At 58.0% G+C, this 16,134-nt stretch carries 14 protein-coding genes and 1 tRNA gene; 6 read left to right on the top strand and 9 right to left on the bottom strand.

Annotated features, from left to right (window positions below; translation table 11 throughout):
* Window positions 1-151: 151 nt before the first annotated feature.
* Window positions 152-487 carry a hypothetical protein gene (locus tag EKL02_RS18610; protein WP_241687745.1) on the bottom strand — a complete coding sequence of 112 codons (336 nt, stop codon included), beginning with the start codon at window positions 485-487 and terminating at the stop codon, window positions 152-154.
* 163 nt (window positions 488-650) lie between these two features.
* On the opposite strand from EKL02_RS18610, the gene rpoD reads away from it, so the two are divergent.
* The 4 genes from rpoD (at window position 651) to EKL02_RS16150 (ending at window position 5,577) form a co-directional block, all read left to right on the top strand.
* Entirely contained in the window at window positions 651-2,753 is a 2,103-nt protein-coding gene (gene rpoD / locus EKL02_RS16165) for an RNA polymerase sigma factor RpoD (RefSeq protein WP_241687885.1), read from the top strand.
* A 36-nt stretch (window positions 2,754-2,789) separates the two neighbouring features.
* A tRNA-Ile gene (locus EKL02_RS16160) sits at window positions 2,790-2,868 on the top strand.
* Between the two features lie 171 nt (window positions 2,869-3,039).
* On the top strand, window positions 3,040-4,062 hold the full coding sequence (gene adhP / locus EKL02_RS16155) for an alcohol dehydrogenase AdhP (RefSeq protein ID WP_128902988.1): 1,023 nt from the start codon (window positions 3,040-3,042) through the stop codon (window positions 4,060-4,062).
* A gap of 84 nt (window positions 4,063-4,146) precedes the next feature.
* Entirely contained in the window at window positions 4,147-5,577 is a 1,431-nt protein-coding gene (locus EKL02_RS16150; protein ID WP_128902987.1) for an Ig-like domain-containing protein, read from the top strand.
* 94 nt (window positions 5,578-5,671) lie between these two features.
* Here the strand turns inward: EKL02_RS16150 and EKL02_RS16145 are convergent, their stop codons facing one another.
* Together EKL02_RS16145 and EKL02_RS16140 are read right to left on the bottom strand one after the other, a co-directional pair.
* The gene (locus EKL02_RS16145) at window positions 5,672-6,451 is read right to left on the bottom strand and encodes an ATP-grasp domain-containing protein (protein ID WP_128902986.1); all 780 of its coding nucleotides are present in this window, start codon (window positions 6,449-6,451) and stop codon (window positions 5,672-5,674) included.
* Window positions 6,452-6,585: 134 nt separating this feature from the next.
* Window positions 6,586-7,755 (bottom strand): FUSC family protein, encoded by a 1,170-nt coding sequence (locus tag EKL02_RS16140; RefSeq protein ID WP_241687744.1) that lies wholly within the window; start codon window positions 7,753-7,755, stop codon window positions 6,586-6,588.
* Window positions 7,756-7,899: 144 nt separating this feature from the next.
* Here EKL02_RS16140 and EKL02_RS16135 point away from each other — a divergent pair, with 144 nt between their 5' ends.
* A complete protein-coding gene (locus tag EKL02_RS16135) occupies window positions 7,900-9,408 on the top strand; it encodes a DEAD/DEAH box helicase (protein ID WP_128902985.1) in 1,509 nt (502 codons plus the stop codon).
* A gap of 10 nt (window positions 9,409-9,418) precedes the next feature.
* Here the strand turns inward: EKL02_RS16135 and gluQRS are convergent, their stop codons facing one another.
* The gene (gene gluQRS, locus EKL02_RS16130) at window positions 9,419-10,288 is read right to left on the bottom strand and encodes a tRNA glutamyl-Q(34) synthetase GluQRS (RefSeq protein ID WP_128902984.1); all 870 of its coding nucleotides are present in this window, start codon (window positions 10,286-10,288) and stop codon (window positions 9,419-9,421) included.
* Window positions 10,289-10,431: 143 nt separating this feature from the next.
* Here gluQRS and EKL02_RS16125 point away from each other — a divergent pair, with 143 nt between their 5' ends.
* Entirely contained in the window at window positions 10,432-11,193 is a 762-nt protein-coding gene (locus EKL02_RS16125; protein WP_128903555.1) for a D-hexose-6-phosphate mutarotase, read from the top strand.
* Here EKL02_RS16125 and rfbC read toward each other — a convergent pair.
* The 5 genes from rfbC to EKL02_RS16100 all read right to left on the bottom strand — a co-directional run bounded on the left by rfbC (window position 11,186) and on the right by EKL02_RS16100 (window position 16,133).
* Window positions 11,186-11,740: a dTDP-4-dehydrorhamnose 3,5-epimerase gene (gene rfbC / locus EKL02_RS16120; RefSeq protein ID WP_128902983.1), complete on the bottom strand. Its 555-nt coding sequence runs from the start codon at window positions 11,738-11,740 to the stop codon at window positions 11,186-11,188. The two genes, EKL02_RS16125 and rfbC, sit on opposite strands and share 8 nt — an antisense overlap.
* 2 nt (window positions 11,741-11,742) lie before the next feature.
* A complete protein-coding gene (rfbA, locus tag EKL02_RS16115) occupies window positions 11,743-12,624 on the bottom strand; it encodes a glucose-1-phosphate thymidylyltransferase RfbA (RefSeq protein WP_128902982.1) in 882 nt (293 codons plus the stop codon).
* Between the two features lie 44 nt (window positions 12,625-12,668).
* Window positions 12,669-13,571 carry a dTDP-4-dehydrorhamnose reductase gene (gene rfbD / locus EKL02_RS16110; RefSeq protein ID WP_128902981.1) on the bottom strand — a complete coding sequence of 301 codons (903 nt, stop codon included), beginning with the start codon at window positions 13,569-13,571 and terminating at the stop codon, window positions 12,669-12,671.
* Window positions 13,568-14,635: a dTDP-glucose 4,6-dehydratase gene (gene rfbB, locus EKL02_RS16105; protein ID WP_128902980.1), complete on the bottom strand. Its 1,068-nt coding sequence runs from the start codon at window positions 14,633-14,635 to the stop codon at window positions 13,568-13,570. Before rfbB ends, rfbD begins: the two co-directional genes overlap by 4 nt.
* Window positions 14,636-14,786: 151 nt before the next feature.
* Window positions 14,787-16,133 (bottom strand): HlyD family type I secretion periplasmic adaptor subunit, encoded by a 1,347-nt coding sequence (locus EKL02_RS16100; protein WP_128902979.1) that lies wholly within the window; start codon window positions 16,131-16,133, stop codon window positions 14,787-14,789.
* Between the last annotated feature and the right edge of the window lies 1 nt (window position 16,134).

The raw sequence follows: 16,134 nt of genomic DNA, 5'->3' as shown, positions 1-16,134 counted from the left end.
CCTATGCTATAATTAAAAGCTTTTGATTCAAGGCCTTAGCGCACTTCGCTCCGCCAGTGTTACGCCTGCGGGAGCCATCATCAAGATGCGTAATGGTTTTCCGGCTGGAACTAGTGCATTACTTACCTGAACCGCGTAGCAAGATTAACCTCTAATTGACAGTTGATTCCATGGCGAACGCAATGAAGAAGTCCGCGACCAAGACCACCGCGAAAACCCCGATCAAAGCCGCGAAGAATACCAAGGCTACCAAGCCTGTTGCCGCCAAGAGTGCGGCCAAGCCGGCAAAAAAGGCGGCGCCCGCCAAGACTGCGGCAGCCAAGGGTAAGACTACGAGCGTTGAAAAAAGCGTCAAATCGCCTGCGAAAACTGTCGCAAAAGCTGCTGCCAAAACCTTGACGAAGGCCGCGCCGGCCCCATCTAAGGTGACGGAAAAAGCCGCGCCGAAATCGGCCGCGAAGCCCGCTGCAGCGAAACCTTCATCCACGGGTGCTGCCAAAGCAGTGCCTGAAACAGCGAAAGCCCCTGTGACCAAGAAAACCGAAGTGAAATCGACCGGCAAGCCGAGCAAGGCCGCCAAAGCGGAATCCACGGCGACCATCCTGGTGACGTCCGCCGCACCAGTCAGCCAGACGACCGACGCTGCAGCATTGGCTGCAATCGATACTTCCGGTTATGTCTTGCCGGGTGTGAAGGTGCCTGGGCGCCGCGGTCGCAAGCCGAAGGACTTCCAGCCGGAGAATGACGAAATCGCCGCGCTGAATGCGGTCGAGCGCGCTGAACTCAAAGCTGCCGACAAGGCCCGCGCCAAGGACCGCAAGGCCAAGGAAAAGGCCTTGCTGAAAGAAGCGTTTTCGTCGGACGTCGAAGCCTCCGAGGAAGAGCTCGAGCAGCGCCGGCAAAAGCTGAAAACCCTGATCAAGCTGGGCAAGGACCGCGGCTTCCTGACGTATTCGGAAATCAACGATCACTTGCCGGAAAATATCGTCGATCCGGAAGCGATCGAAGGCATCATCGGCACCTTCAACGACATGGGTATTGCCGTGTACGAACAGGCGCCCGATGCCGAGACCCTGCTGCTGTCGGACGCCGTTGCCAATGTCGCCTCCGATGAAGATACCGACGCCGCCGCCGAAGCTGCGCTGTCCACCGTCGACTCCGACTTCGGTCGCACCACCGACCCCGTGCGCATGTACATGCGCGAAATGGGCTCGGTCGAACTCCTGACGCGCGAAGGCGAAATTGAAATCGCCAAGCGCATCGAGGAAGGCCTGAAAGACATGATCCAGGCGATCTCCGCCTGCCCGACCACCATCGCCGAAATTCTCGCGGCTGCCGAGCGCATCGAGGGCGAAGAAATGAAGGTCGATGAAATCGTCGATGGCATGGTTGACATGAACGCCGCCGACACCGTGGTCGCCGCCGCGCCTGCTGCGGAAGAAGAAGACGAGGACGACGAGGACGAGGACGAAGAAGACGAAGAGGAAGAAGAAGGCAACAGTGCCGGTGGCGCTGCGGGCTTCTCGGCCGAACAGCTCGAGCAATTGAAACGCGACGCGCTCGCCACTTTCGCCAACATCTCTTCCCAGTTCGACAAGATGCGCAAGGCCTTTGAAAAGGAAGGCTACAACTCCAAGCCTTACGTCAAGGCGCAGGAAACCATTTCCAGCGACTTGCTCGGCTTGCGTTTTACCGCCAAGTTCGTTGAAAAATTGTGCGATACCCTGCGTGGCCAGGTCGATGAAGTGCGCCATATCGAAAAGCAAATCCTCGATGTGGCGGTGAACCGCTGCGGCATGCCGCGCGCCCACTTCATCAAGGTCTTCCCGGGCAATGAAACCAACCTCGACTGGATCGATGGTGAGGTCGAAGGCAACCACAGCTACAGCGCGGTGCTGGGCCGTAACGTGCCCACCATTAAGGAACTGCAGCAAAAGCTGATCGACCTGCAGGCACGCGTGGTGCTGCCGCTGCCGGACCTGCGCAACATCAACAAGAAAATGGCTGCCGGCGAAATGAAAGCTCGCAAGGCCAAGCGCGAAATGACCGAGGCCAACCTGCGCCTGGTGATTTCGATCGCCAAGAAATACACCAACCGCGGCCTGCAATTCCTCGACCTGATCCAGGAAGGTAACATCGGCCTGATGAAGGCCGTCGACAAGTTCGAATACCGCCGCGGCTACAAGTTCTCGACCTATGCCACCTGGTGGATCCGCCAGGCGATCACCCGCTCGATCGCCGACCAGGCGCGCACCATCCGTATCCCGGTGCACATGATCGAAACCATCAACAAGATGAACCGCATCTCGCGCCAGATTCTGCAGGAAACCGGCGCCGAGCCGGATCCGGCGACCCTGGCATTGAAGATGGAAATGCCGGAAGATAAGATCCGCAAGATCATGAAGATCGCCAAGGAGCCGATCTCCATGGAAACGCCGATCGGCGACGACGACGATTCGCACCTGGGCGACTTCATCGAAGACAACAATACCCTGGCACCATCCGATGCAGCGCTGCACGCTTCCATGCGCGGCGTGGTCAAGGATGTGCTGGATTCGCTGACGCCGCGTGAAGCCAAGGTGCTGCGCATGCGCTTCGGCATTGAAATGTCGACCGACCATACCCTGGAAGAAGTCGGCAAGCAGTTCGACGTCACCCGCGAGCGCATTCGGCAAATAGAAGCCAAGGCCTTGCGCAAGCTCCGTCATCCGTCGCGCTCCGACAAGCTCAAGAGCTTCCTGGAAGGCAGTTGATCCGGTAAAGTCTCGTCTGGGATATCAAAGCTTTACGGGCCTCTAGCTCATGCTTGGTTAGAGCAGCGGACTCATAATCCGTTGGTGCCGTGTTCGACTCACGGGAGGCCTACCATTCAAAAAAAGGACTTGGGTGAAAACCCGAGTCCTTTTTTGTTTTTCCTGCGCGTCATCCGGTGCACACTGTGACTGCATCACCGGAACCTTTGCCATTCCATCGGCGTCAATGTTTCATCTTCGAGGCCCGGATGGACGGGTTTTCCAAAGTGAATGCAAGGAGATGGCGATGGCAGAGAAAATGAAGGCTGCAGTGGTGCATGAATTTGGTCAACCGCTTGTCATTGAAGATGTCGACATACCCGAGGTGGGGCCTGGCCTAATTCTCGTCAAGCTGGTTGCTACAGGTGTTTGCCACACCGACCTCCATGCTGCCGACGGCGATTGGCCTGTCAAGCCGGCACTGCCTTTCATTCCAGGGCACGAAGGGGTTGGCTATGTGGCGAAAGTCGGCGCCGGCGTAAAGCTCGTAAAAGAAGGCGACCGTGTCGGCGTGCCATGGCTGCATACGGCATGCGGTCATTGTGAGCACTGCATTACCGGATGGGAGACGCTATGCGGCGAGCAACAGATGACCGGATACTCCGTCAACGGCGACTATGCCGAATATGTTCTTGCCGATCCGCTATATGTCGGCAAGCTTCCCGACAACCTTGATTTCGCGCCGGCGGCGCCGATTCTGTGCGCCGGGGTGACCGTCTACAAGGGCCTCAAGATGCTGGAGCGCAGGCCGGGCGAATGGGTTGCGATTTCCGGTGTCGGCGGGCTGGGCCACATGGCGGTGCAGTATGCCAAGGCAATGGGCTTTCATGTGATTGCCGTCGATATCGACGACGCCAAGCTGGCTCTGGCCAAGAGTATTGGCGCAGACATGACGATTAACTGTGCAACGCAAGATGCTCCTGCCGTGGTGCAATCGGCCATTGCTGGTGCTCATGGCGTATTGGTTACCGCGGTGTCGCGCTCGGCTTTCACCCAGGCGGTAGGCATGCTGCATAAACGCGGAACAATGACCCTGGTCGGATTGCCGCCGGGTAGCTTCGAACTGCCGATCTTCGATGTCGTGCTCAACGCAAAGACGATCCGGGGATCGATCGTGGGCACGCGCAAAGACTTGGAGGAGGCGTTGATGTTCGCGGGAGAAGGGAAAGTCACATCCCATATCTCGATTGATCGCCTGGATAACGTCAACGCTATTTTCAGCAAACTGAAAAGTGGCCAGGTTGAAGGACGTATTGTGATGGAAATTTAAGGAATGAAAGGGATTCTCCGACAGGCTGAGAATCGATTGCGGAAGTTCAATCATCAGTGATTCAACTTCGCTAAAATTTTTTAAATGGACAGCCCGCCTCTTCCTGAATGGATCAGCAAACGCGTGGAAGTCATTGGGGAAAATATTCAAAAAGGTGCGCTTGCTTTTTGCCTTGTGATTTTCACAGCCAGCTCATGCGGTGGCGACAGCGCTCTTGAAGCGACGTTTCCTGAAGTGGCAATTCTGGCTGAGGCGCGTAGCCTGCGAGTGGAGGAGATGGTTGCCGTAAAGTTCGTTTTGAGTGGGCCGTCGGTTGATTTCAGCGCAAATAGCATTACGGTGCGAGGGGGCACTGTCGAGAACTTCAGGAAGCTATCGGACACGATCTACACTGCCGAGCTGGTGTCGATGGAATCGTTTAAATCGCACATCGATCTTGTCGTTGGTGAAAATACTTTTAGCGATGGGGCGGGGAATTTTAATCGTACCGGTGCAGCCATATCGTTTCCAGTAGATGCACGTCCACCGCTCATCTATGATCCTCCCCCGGTTCAGCCGCTGATCTATGCTCCGGAAAAGAAATACTCCTACTATTCCCCCAGGCAAGGCACGATCAATGTCGCCTATGCCGATTTCGTTACGCCAGCCATGCATGGGCAGCTTTTTCCCACAAGCTTTTTGGTCCAGGTACAGTATGCCAATACGCTGGCACACATAAGCAGGGAGGGTGCGGTAAAGTGGACTTATCCAAGCGCCGGGCATTTCGTTACTGCAGATGAATCGAATATCTTCATCAACGGGTTGCAGGACAATAGGCGCGTCGACGTTTTAAGTCATGCCGGCAATCTTAAGTTTTCGATGGCGTTCGATTTGCCGGTAAATTACCTCCGAACCGAGGGCAACCGCTTGATTGTCGTGTACGATACCGAGGCCCCTGTCGATATTTTTTCCTGGGATTCAGACATGGGGCGCGGTGCACTCCAGTTCAGTTCTGTTGTTGTGCAATATGGTCGTTCTGCACGGTTGCAAGGCAATCAACTTGCAATAGCAGATACCTTCGGTCTTCGGGTAATCATTCAGAATGTCGAAACCGCGACGGTCGAAGGGTCTTATCCGGCCTGGTTTCCGAATGATATTGCCTGGCGCGGCGACTTTATTTACGTCGTTGAAGAACATAATGATCGCATCATTGCGATCAATGCTCTTTCGGGGAGACAGTATGTCGTGATGGCACCGCCGACTGCATGGCGCTGGATTCCTGATCTGGCCTTGGGAACGGAGCCGCTTGAATACTGCGGGAATGACATTCCCTATCCGCGCTCCTTGTCGTCAGATATGTGTTCCGGGATGTCGACCCTCTATGCCCCGAACGGACTCGCCTTGCGAAAAGATGGCATGCTTGTCGCTGATACGGATAATTCCAGAGTGGTTTACATAAAAAACGGCCAGGTCGTCTCCGCTCTGGTCGGATTGAACAACCCGGTGCAGGTCGTGGAAGTGGAGGATTTGCCCTGAATCGACCGCCAGGCACATACACTTCATTGGCACCGCGCCGCATCCCGGAAGGCTTGCCAAAACAAGAGGGGGGATGTTTCGGCAGAACCCCATGTCAGCTGCGCGTAGCTTTGCTCTGCAAGTAAATTGCATACGCGCGCACGTAAGAGTGGGTCAGGTTCATGAGACTGCCTCCCATGCGTGGATTGATTTCAAAAATCTTGATTTGGCCGGAAGCGTCGATTTTGTAATCGATGCAGGCCGTGCCTGAATAATTGAGTGCTGCGAGAACTTCCGCAAAAATTTTCGGCACATCATTTGATTCTTGCATTGTCGTACGTACTGGCCGACACCCTTTGCCCTGAATATAGACTTCAGTTTCATGCACATGGGTTGCCAAAGCAGAATAAAGTATCTGCCCTTCATCAAAAAGGATGTGCTGCGCATATTCCGTATTCCCTGGGATGTATTCTTCAATAAACAGGTTCGAATTCATGCGGCTTTCTGCCAATTGCGCCTGATCGGCAGTACTTATGACCACCGCGTCAGAACCCCATCCACCCTGGCGCGGCCTGGCAATGACAAGTGGCGACGAAGCAGTTTCGTTTGGCAAATAGATCAGGTCGAAACAATTTCTAAACCAGTTTCTGAAACGCATTTTGTCATGGCATAGCGCGACGGTCTCCGGGGTGGGAAATAGCGCTTTCCCTTGAAATTGCGGTGTCGCTCCAAGGATTCGATAATCTGCAAGTTGCAAGGGAACGACAACATCTGCCCAACCTGCATGGCTTGCGGCAAGAGGGGCATCGGCAACTTCAAAGGAATTTTGCAATAAAGGTAGCATTCTTGCAGACCAGTCCGGTTTATTGCCAAGTACGATACGAAGGGGGTGCATGAATTACTGGAAAAACAAAATAGGAAAGATCGCTATTTGATCGCGCAACTGAACGAAGCAAATCAATGCCAGTGACGTGTTAAAAACCTGCCAGAAAAACGGATCGCCAGTTAAAGTTGGCGGCTAAGCACGCATTACGATTGCTCCCGAGCCTTTTTCCGTCGACGCGCCAGAAAGATACGGTCATCCACCGTAGAAAAAATCACGGCAAATACAATCCCCAGCGCCGCGCCTAAAATCGTATCGAGCACGCGTTCCACGGGCATGCTGGCCCCCGCCATTGCCGGCGAGGCCAGATAAGTCATCAGCAAGGCCATGGGCGTTACTGTCACCTGCCCCAGGGCATAGTTATAGCCGATGATAATCTCGGTGATGAACTGGAAAAACACAATCGCGGCCACCAGTGCCCAGAAGGATGGCGACAGCGCCAGAATTGCCCACACGATGAATGCGCCGACTACCGTGCCTGCCATGCGCTGCAGGGCGCGACTCATGGTGACATGCAAATGTCCGCCTTGCATGACGGCGGTCGCGCCAATTGCTGCCCAGGCTGGATGGTGCCAGCCGGCGGCGTGCGCGATCAAGGCGGCCATTGCCGCGCCCATGGTAATGCGGCCAGCGGCAATCAGTTCGTGGCTAAAGGGACGACGCGGCGCATCAGGCAGCTTGAGGTTGGCCATTTCGGCTGTGCGCAAACGATCCGTCAGCATGCAGATCAGCCAGGCGACGACACCGCCCGCCACCGTCAACCCCATGCGCGTAACCAGCATATCCCACGAAGCAACGGGGGCTTGCGCGCCGCCGGCGGCAAACACGATGATCACGGCACCGGGACCGCCGAGCCGCCAGTGAGAAAACATGAGCGTCGACATGCCGGCAACGAGCGCCAGGGTCAGCACCATCACAGTGGCGTTGGCACCTGCATAGGAGGCCAGCGACGGCACCAGTACGCCAAACGTCAGCAAGGCGGCACAAACGCCCACGATGCGCATGCGATGTTCCAGTGGGGCGTAGCGGCCAAACAGCGAAGCCAGAGCGCCCAGGGCGGGAAACCCGACCAGGTGGGCCCACGGTGAATAAGTCACTAGAACGATTGCGGTCAGCAAAGCCAAGGCGGCCTGCAAGCCAGCAATAACAGCAATGGGTAGCGAGGGCGGTGGTGCAACCGCCAGACTTTCCTGGAGTTGCTCAGGTGTTAACAGCTGCCGTGTCGCCATGCTGCGCGAGACGTTGGCACGCAACCCCTGTTTCTTGTCACGGGAACGGGGCAAAGGGGGAAGTCGCTTGTTTTTATTGTCAGACATAGGCTTTCTTGGTCCAATGCCAATATTATGCGCCAATCGTCCAACCTTTACCGGGCAGGCGGCTGCGCGGATATACCCAACCGGCACTGGCGTATAATAGTTCCTTTTAACTGTGCCCAATTCTCGGGAGCCCCGCCAGAAAACATGTCCGACAACCAGTCCGCCGCCGCGCAACCAACTCCAGCTTCCGTCCGTTTCGAGGATTTCGGCCTCTCGCCCGATATCCTGCGCGCGCTCGCCGACCAGGGGTATGTCCATCCGACGCCCATCCAGGCGCAAGCCATTCCGATCGTTTTGCAAGGGCGTGACGTCATGGGCGCTGCCCAGACCGGTACCGGCAAGACTGCCGGGTTTTCTCTGCCGATCATCCAGCTGTTGCTGGCGCATGCCAGCAACAGCGCATCGCCCGCGCGCCATCCGGTGCGCGCGCTGATCCTGACGCCCACGCGCGAGTTGGCAGACCAGGTCGCCGACAACGTCAAGGCATATTCGCGCTATACATCGTTGCGCTCGACCGTGGTGTTCGGCGGCATGGATATGGCGCCCCAGACCGCGGCATTGCGCTCCGGCGTGGAGATCGTCATTGCAACGCCAGGCCGGCTGCTCGACCACGTGCAGCAAAAGACCCTGAACCTGTCGCAGGTGCAAATCCTGGTGATGGACGAAGCCGACCGCATGCTCGACATGGGCTTTTTGCCAGACCTGCAGCGCATCATCAACCTCTTGCCCAAGCAGCGGCAAAACCTGATGTTCTCGGCAACGTTTTCGCCTGAGATCAAGAAGCTGGCCAACAGCTTCCTCGACAAGCCGGTGACGATCGAGGTCGCGCGCAGCAATGCCACCGCCGAGAATGTCACGCAAATCATTTACAAGGTCGCCGAAGAAGCCAAGCGCCAGGCAGTCGCCCACATCGTGCGCGAGCGCGGCTTGAAGCAGGTGATCGTGTTTTCAAACACCAAGATCGGCGCATCCCGCGTGGCGCGCGAACTGGAAAAGCAGGGCCTCAAGGCGTCGGCGATCCATGGCGACAAATCGCAATCCGAACGCATGGCCGCGCTGGAAGCCTTCAAGCAGGGCGGCATTGAAATCCTGGTTGCCACCGATGTTGCCGCACGCGGACTTGACATTGCCGAGCTGCCTTGCGTGATCAATTACGACTTGCCCTACAACGCCGAGGATTACGTCCACCGCATCGGCCGCACCGGTCGTGCCGGCGCTTTGGGTGACGCGATCTCGCTGGTGACGGACAAGGATGCCCGGTTGCTGGCCGATATCGAAAAGCTGATCAAGAAGCAGCTGGCGCCGACTGAGCTGGCAGGCTTCGTGCCCCATGCCGAGCATGGCGCCGAACGTCGTCCGCGGCGCGACGAGGAGCGGGGTGATCGCAGCGAACGTGGCGGCGAGCGCCGTCCGCGCCGTGACGAGGAACGCAGCGGCGCGCCTGTCCGTACTGCACCGCCGGGACGCAGCGCCTATGCGGCGACACCGCGCCGGGAAAAGATCGACCCGTGGTTCCTGAAACCCTACGAGCCCTCGCAGCCGGTGCCGGCCAATGCCGTGGAAAACAAGGACCAGGCAGGAAAAACTGCCTCTTCCGCCAAGCCGCAAAAAGCCAGGGTGGCAGCGCTCCTGGGCGGAACCCCCAAGCGCTGATTGCGCCAAACTAGGCGTGGCGCGCCCCCCAGGCAGCCACCGCCTCTTGCCAGAACTGCGCCACCGACTGCGGTGTGCCTGTCTCCAGTCCCAGAAAGCGCGCCGCCGCGGCCAGTTCCGCCAGCGGCTCGTTCACATTCAGCGCCAGCGCCCCAGTCTGTTTCGACAGTTTTTCTCCCGCGTCGTTGGTTACAACCGGCACGTGCATGTAGCTTGGCGTCGTCTTTCTCAGCAGGCGCTGCAGGTAAATCTGCCGCGGCGTCGAATCCAGCAAGTCGGCGCCGCGCACGATGTGGGTAATGCCCTGGTCGGCATCATCCACGACCACCGCCAGCTGGTAAGCCCAGAAACCATCTGCGCGCTTGAGTACAAAGTCGCCGACCTCGGTTGCCAGTTGTTGCGACACTGCCCCCATCCAGCGGTCCTCGAAGATAATCGTGCCGTCCGCGTCGCCTGATGCCGGCACGCGCACGCGGAAAGCCCGCGCAGTCTTGCCGGCGGCGAGCCCATGACGGCAGGTGCCGGGATAGACGGCGGCGCCGTCGGCGGCAATGCCGATGCGCGAATCGGCAATTTCGCGCCGCGTGCAGCCGCAAGGGTAAACCCACGGCGCAAGTTGCGTGAAGGCCTCCTCGTACAAGTGCTTGCGGCGGCTTTGCCAGACAACTTCACCATCCGGTTGCATGCCAAAGGCCGCAAGCATGGCAAGAATTTGTTCTGCCGTGCCCGGGGGGCAGCGTGGCTCGTCAATGTCCTCGATGCGCACCAGCCAATGGCCATGATGCGCCCTGGCGTCCAGATAACTCGCCATGGCGGCCACCAGTGAGCCCCGGTGCAGGGGGCCGGTGGGCGAGGGGGCGAAGCGGCCAATGTAAGTCATGCCTTCAATTTTAGGGGAGATCGCATTTTTCCGTTAGCATATGGTGCTGCAAAAATGCATCTGCCACTTGAAGCACATCTGCTATTTTATTCATGAGCAATAACACATCCGAACGTCCAAATCATCGCCTGAGTACCGGCGGCATGACCCATCAAGCTCTCGGCGCCCAATTGCTGGGCGCCGAATTGCCGCTGCATGGCGCGGTCTTTTACCTGAGTCCGCTTGCCACGGACGCCTTTGCGCCCGCACGCGGCGGCGTTCCCGTCCTGTTTCCGCAGTTTGCCGATACGGGATCGTTGCGCAAGCATGGATACGTGCGGGATTTGCCCTGGACCCTGGGGGAATGTCGCAACGAAGCCGGCGTCGCCACTGTTTGCTACGCATTGGAGATTTCCGATGGGGATATCGAAGCATGGCCACATGGCGCCAGACTGCAGATGAAGGCCGCATTGCTGCCTGATCGGCTGACGATTGAGCTGGGCATAGAAAACATTGGCACGAGCGCTTTTACTTTCACCGGCGGCCTGCATCCGTATTTTTTCGTGCAAGACTTGCGGCACATGCGCATCAGCGGTCTGCAGGGGGTGAAGGTGCACGACCGTTACCAGCCGCTACTCGCCGTCGAAGAGGCGCAAGCACTGGCACTGGACGCCGCACCGTTTGAGCGTCTTTACGACGGTTGCCCTGACCTGACGTTATGGACTGGTGAAAAGCAATTGACGCTTTCCGCCAGTGGCTTTGATCAGTGGATGGTCTGGAATCCTGGCGAGACCGGGGCGCGGCAATTGGCTGACCTGCCCGATGCAGACTGGCAGCGCTTCGTCTGCATCGAACCCGTGCGCGTCGCGCGGCCGGTGTGCCTGGCGCCTGGCGAGACTTTTTCCGGCACGCTCACGATCACGTAAACAACCGCGCATCCGTCAATCGCGGCGCAGCCGCATCCTTCTCTGCCAGAATCACCGCCATCGCGGCAATTTCAGGCCACTGGATAGCCAGTTGCGGATCGTTCCAGGCGATTGCACCTTCTGATTCTTTATTGTAAGGCGCGGTCGTCTTGTACATGAATTCGCTGGTTTCGCTCAAGGTGATAAAGCCATGGGCAAAGCCGGGCGGTATCCAGAGCTGGCGCCGGTTTTCCGCGCTCAATTCGACTCCCACCCATTTGCCGAAGGTGGCTGAGCTCTTGCGGATATCGACCGCGACATCCCATACCCGGCCTTGCGTGGCGCGCACCAGCTTGCCCTGTGCATAGGGCGGCAACTGGTAGTGCAAACCTCGCAATACCCCGCGCTTGCTGCAACTATGGTTGTCCTGCACGAATGGCGCGGCATGTCCCACCGCTTTTTCAAACACGGCCTGGTTGTAGCTTTCCATGAACCAGCCGCGCTCGTCGGCGAATACGCGCGGCTCGAAAATCAGTACGTTCGGAAGTGCGGTGGCAATGACATGCATTTTTAAAGGGCTTCCTTGAGTAAGCTCTGCAAGTACTGACCATAGCCATTCTTGATCAGCGGTTGTGCCAGCCTGGCCAGCTGTTCGCTATCGATGAAGCCATTGCGCCAGGCAATCTCTTCCGGGCATGCCACCTTCAATCCCTGGCGATGTTCCAGCGTCGAAATGAACATGCTGGCTTCCAGCAGGCTGTCATGGGTGCCTGTATCCAGCCAGGCATAACCGCGCTGCATGATTTGCACATTCAGCTTGCCTTGCTCGAGGTAGGCTTGATTCACCGCCGTGATTTCCAGTTCGCCACGTGCACTCGGCTTGACCGCCTTGGCGATGTCGACCACCTGGTTGTCGTAAAAATACAGGCCGGTCACGGCGTAATTGCTCTTGGGTTGCAGCGGCTTTTCTTCAATGCTGCTGGCACGCCCCTGGGCATCGAATGCCACCACGCCGTAACGCTCGGGATCGCGCACATGATAGGCAAATACCGTGGCGCCCTGCGTCTGCGCATCCGCATCGCTCAACAGCGTTGTAAAGTCGTGGCCATGAAAAATATTGTCACCCAACACCAGTGCGCTGGGGGCATTGCCGATGAACTGGTCGCCAATAATGAAAGCCTGCGCCAGTCCATCCGGATTTGGCTGTACCGCATACTCCAGATGAATGCCCCACTGCGAGCCATCGCCCAGGAGCTGGGTAAATCGCGGCGTATCCTGGGGGGTGCTGATGATCAGGATGTCGCGGATACCCGCCAGCATCAGCGTGCTCAAGGGGTAATACACCATCGGCTTGTCATACACCGGCAACAGCTGCTTGCTGATCGAGAGTGTGGCGGGGTGCAGCCGGGTACCTGAGCCGCCTGCAAGAATGATGCCTTTACGTTGGGTCATAACAATGCTCGTAACTTTTGTAAGTAAACAGCCTGGATGGCAGGTCAGAGGATTTCGGTGAGCATGCGTTCGACACCTTGCTGCCAGGCTGGCAAGGTCAGCCCGAATGCGCCTTGCAATTTTCCAGTGTCCAGACGCGAGTTGTACGGTCGTGTCGCCGGGGTCGGGAAGGCGCTGGTCGGCACAGGCTCGATCGCATCGGCTGCCGTCTTGAGTTCTACGCCCACGCGCCTGGCATGTTCGATAACAAATTGCGCATAGCCATGCCATGACGTATGGCCGTCGGCGACAAGATGGTACAGGCCGGCCAATTGCGGCTGTTGCAGTACGCTGCGTATGGCGTGTGCAGTCACATCGGCCAGCAGATCGGCACCGGTGGGCGCACCGACCTGGTCATCGATCACTGTCAGGCGCTCGCGTTCCTTTGCCAGGCGCAGCATCGTTTTGGCGAAATTGCCGCCGTGCGCAGCGTACACCCAGCTGGTGCGAAAAATCAGGTGATTCGGGCAGGCTGCGGCGATGCGTTGTTCCCCCTCCAGCTTGGTGGCGCCATACACATTCAGCGGCGCGGGAGCATCGGTTTCTTTCCATGGTTGGCCGCCGCTGCCGTCGAAGACATAATCGGTCGAATAATGCACCAGGCAGGCGCCAATGCGTTGCGCTGCCTCGGCCAGCACGCCGGGCGCCAGCGCGTTGATGGTGCGCGCCAGCTCGGGCTCGCTCTCGGCCTTGTCGACAGCCGTATGCGCCGCTGCATTCACGATCACGTCGGGCCGCACGGCGGCCACGGTTGCAGCCAGGCCAGCCAGGTTGGTAAAGTCGCCGCAAAGCCCCACGCTGTGGCGATCCAGCGCCACCACCTTGCCCAAAGGCGCCAGGCTGCGCTGCAATTCCCACCCCAATTGCCCGCCTTTGCCAAACAGCAGGATCGTGACTTGGGCTTTCATGCCGTGCGGCCCGCATAATTGGTTGCGAGCCAGTCGCGGTAAGCGCCGCTTTGTACATTGGCCACCCATGCCGGGTTATCCAGATACCACTGTACGGTTTTGCGTATCCCGCTTTCAAAAGTTTCCGCCGGCTTCCAGCCCAGTTCGCGCTCGATCTTGCTGGCATCGATGGCATAGCGGCGGTCGTGTCCAGGACGGTCGGCAACGTAGGTGATTTGATCGGCGTAAGGCTTGCCATCCCCGCGCGGGTGCAGGGCATCAAGCAAGTGGCAAACGGCATGCACGATATCGATGTTTGGCATTTCATTCCAGCCGCCGATATTGTACGTTTCGCCCGGTTGCCCGCTTTCCAGCACACGGTGAATGGCGCTACAGTGGTCTTTCACATATAGCCAGTCGCGCACCTGCTTGCCGTCGCCATAGATCGGCAGCGCCTTGCCGGCCAGTGCATTGACGATCATGAGCGGGATCAGCTTTTCCGGGAAATGGTAGGGCCCATAATTGTTCGAGCAATTGGTCGTCAGTACCGGCAAGCCGTACGTGTGATGGTAGGCACGCACCAGGTGGTCGCTGGACGCCTTGCTGGCTGAATAGGGGCTGTTGGGCGCATACGCATGATGCTCGGTAAAGGCAGGGTCGTCTTTTTTCAGCGAGCCATAGACTTCATCGGTGGAGACATGCAGGAAGCGGAAACTGGCTTGCCCCGCTGCCTCCAGGCGCCTCCAGTAAGTGCGCACTTCTTCAAGCAATCTAAACGTGCCGACGATATTGGTCTGGATAAAATCTTCCGGACCATGGATGGATCGATCGACATGGCTTTCTGCGGCGAAATTGAGGATGGCACGCGGCTGATACTGGTCTAGCAGGGATTTGACCAGTGCGCTGTCGCCAATATCGCCCTGGACGAATACGTGGCGGGCATCGCCTGCCAGGCTGGCCAGGTTGTGCACGTTGCCTGCGTAGGTCAGCTTATCCAGGTTGATGACAGGTTCATTGGATTGCGCGAGCCAGTCCAGGACAAAATTGGAACCAATGAAACCCGCTCCGCCGGTCACTAAAATCATAACTGCCTTTAACGGATACGATTAAAAAACAATTTTGAATTTTACCTTTGTTTAGACCATTGAATCGTTTCATGGCTGACAAGATGGGTTCTTGCTCCATGAAAAGCCAGGCAAGTACCTGGCCTGTCCTCTCCGTGCGGCGTATCGGCGCCTATCGTTCCCGCAATGCCTCATCCAGCGTGCGGATGACGGGATAGAGGAAATAGGAAATCACACTGCGCTTGCCCACCACCATCTCTGATGTGACGGTCATGCCGGGCAACAGGTAGGCTGGTCCGCTCATGTTGTCGAGCTTGCGGCTGCCGATATCGATGCGCCCGATGTAATAGGCACCCGCTGCCTGGCCATTGGCCTGGCGGGCAAATGCATCGGCACTGACGGTTTGCAGCTTGCCCTCGAGCATGCCGTGTTTCTGGAACGGATAAGTGTCGAGCTTGATTTTGGCCGTGTCGCCCACGCGCAGGTCGCCCACATCCGCCGAATCGACTTCCACTTCGGCTTGCAGCGGCGCATCCAGCGGCACCAGCACGAACAGGGGCTCGGCATCCTTGATGACCGAGCCGACCGATTTCTTGCCGATTTCCAGTACCACCGCGTTGGCAGGCGAAACCAGTTGCACCAGCTCATTGCGACGCTGGGCCTTGCCAAGTTGTTCTTTCACCTCGCTGCGCTGGCGCTCCGCCGCCGTCAAGTCTTCCAGCGCGCGCTGGCGCCACTGGCGCCTGAAATTGTCGCGCTCGGCCTTGGAGGCAAGGATTTCACGTGCGATTTCATTTTCACGATTCAGGCTTTGCTTGTAATCGTGTTCCACTTCCAGGCGGCGTTCGCGCACTTCCAGCATGCTCGCCTTCGAGCCGAACTGTTTTTCCACCAGCGATTCCCGCATTTTCTCCAGCTCCGCCAGGGAGGCCAGGCGATCCTTGAGCGTGGATTGCTGGGCGCGGTTAGTCGTCAGCGATGCCTCCAGCCGTTGCACTGTCTCGTTCAATTGCGCCAGGCGCGACTCGTAATTGGCACGCCGCTCGTCGAGCAGGGCATTCTGGGTCGGTTGGCTTGCCAGGCTGCCCGGGGCTTCGCGGGTACGGTTGCCCATTTCGATTTGCAGGCGCTCGACTTCAGCCGAGAGGGATTTTTCGCGCACTGTCAGTTGCGATGCATCGGCGCCCGTGAAGGTCGGATCCAGCGTCGCCAGTACCTGTCCCTTGTTGACCACTTGCCCCAGGCGTACATCGATGGTCTTGAGGATGCCGATTTCCAGTGGCTGCACCACGATATTGGGCAGCGGCGTCACCAGCTTGCCGCGCGCCACGACGACCCGGTCCACATGCGAAAAAGTCGCCCAGAGCAGCGCAACGACCATCATCAGCAGCAACAGGTAAAGCGTCATCTGCGACCAGCGCGGGCGCGGCCTGTGCTCGATGGCGCGGGCATCCGGCAGGAATGCCTGGATAAGCTTGTCGTGCGGTCCCGAATTGTCAGTGGGTTTGCGGAAGAACATG

Source organism: Janthinobacterium sp. 17J80-10 (assembly GCF_004114795.1).
GTDB lineage: Bacteria > Pseudomonadota > Gammaproteobacteria > Burkholderiales > Burkholderiaceae_D > Paucimonas.
This window is presented reverse-complemented; position numbering and strand designations above follow the sequence as displayed.